This is a genomic window from Acinetobacter harbinensis (genome assembly GCF_000816495.1).
In the GTDB taxonomy this organism is placed as follows: Bacteria; Pseudomonadota; Gammaproteobacteria; order Pseudomonadales; family Moraxellaceae; genus Acinetobacter; species Acinetobacter harbinensis.
Map to the genome: position 1 here is coordinate 17,707 of NZ_JXBK01000003.1, position 1,391 is coordinate 19,097.

General features: G+C 30.5%; 1 protein-coding gene. It reads right to left on the bottom strand.

What is annotated here, in order from left to right:
* Positions 1-1,023: 1,023 nt before the first annotated feature.
* Positions 1,024-1,251, bottom strand: a complete 228-nt coding sequence (locus SE27_RS13020) for a helix-turn-helix domain-containing protein (RefSeq protein WP_039624303.1) — start codon at positions 1,249-1,251, stop codon at positions 1,024-1,026.
* Positions 1,252-1,391 lie beyond the last annotated feature (140 nt).

The window sequence follows — 1,391 nt, forward strand, 5'->3', positions numbered from 1 at the left end:
CAACTACGTGTATTCTGTTTATTTTCACGACAGCACATACATTGTATTTCAAGTTGTTATATCAATGAGAACGTACAGTATGCTATTAAGTTTCCTTCTTGCTTGACCTGTTCCTAGACTTTATGCATTCCATAACTACTACAGTTTTCTTGCTTAATTTGATCATCATAATACTGATCATGTAAATTACGTTTTGAATACTTTTTTCTTGCAAAGCGATGCTTCTTATCGGTAAGATCCAGCTGTCGCTAATAGGTCTACGATGCAATCAGTAAAATTTTACCGATGGCATCCTGTTATTTGGTAACAATACTCTAAAACTAATATAAATCTTTAAAGTATATTTTTAATACAGCTATTGATACAGGTATTGGAATAAGTAAAAGACAACATCACATACTCAAAAAGCACAACCAATCAAAAGTTGTGAGTTAGTTTAATCTACATACTTCTATAGAGCATATATTGTCTATCTACTGTAGAACCAGACCAAAGATCTTATTTCTGTGTGACTTGATATGCCAATCTAAATTGATCAACAATGCCTTGGAAGCAACATAGATTCTTTAAAGTATATTTTGAATACAGCTATTGATACAGGTATTAAAATAAGTAAAAGACAACATCACATACTCAAAAAGCACAACCAATCAAAAGTTGTGAGTTAGTTTAATCTACATACTTCTATAGACCATATATTGTCTATCTACTGTAGAACCAAACCAAAGATCTTATTTCTGTGCGACTTGATATGCCAATCTAAACTGATCAGTAATGCCTTGGAAGTAACATAGATTCTTTAAAGCATATTTAGTAATACAGCTATTGATACAGGTATTAAAATAAGTAAAAAATAGAATCTAAGCATTACATACTCAAAGGCTTAACAACCAAAAGCTGTAAGCTATAGATTCAATGTAATAAAAATACGTACGTTTTTAGAGGTACATAAGTGGACAGATTTCTGATATATAAATTATTTAATTTATATAGGTTATGATTAATCTGTGTGCTTGGTGGTAATTAAATAATACTAATATCTGATTCATTATCTGAATATTCAAACAGATCATTCATTGTACAGCCAAAAAATTCGCAAAGTTTATCCGCTACTGGTAATTCGATACGGACAGCTCTATCGTAGTACATATTGGTAAGTGTATTCCGGTTAATCCCAGTTGCATGTACGACATCGCTTAACTTTAAGATTTTTCTATCGCCCATAAGGCTTGCTAACTTGCATTTAATCATATTGTATTTCAAAGTTACAAAATAACCTTCTGTAGGTTATTTTTAGTTGCATTAATTTAAATACTTTGGTAAATTATGACCTGCAGAAGGTTATATTTGCATTTTACAAGTATTTTTACCTATTTGAATTGAATTATAGC

Excerpts from the sequence above, each read along its gene's own strand:
- SE27_RS13020 (WP_039624303.1), bottom strand. The coding sequence starts at position 1,251 with ATGATTAAATGCAAGTTAGCAAGCCTTATGGGCGATAGAAAAATCTTA.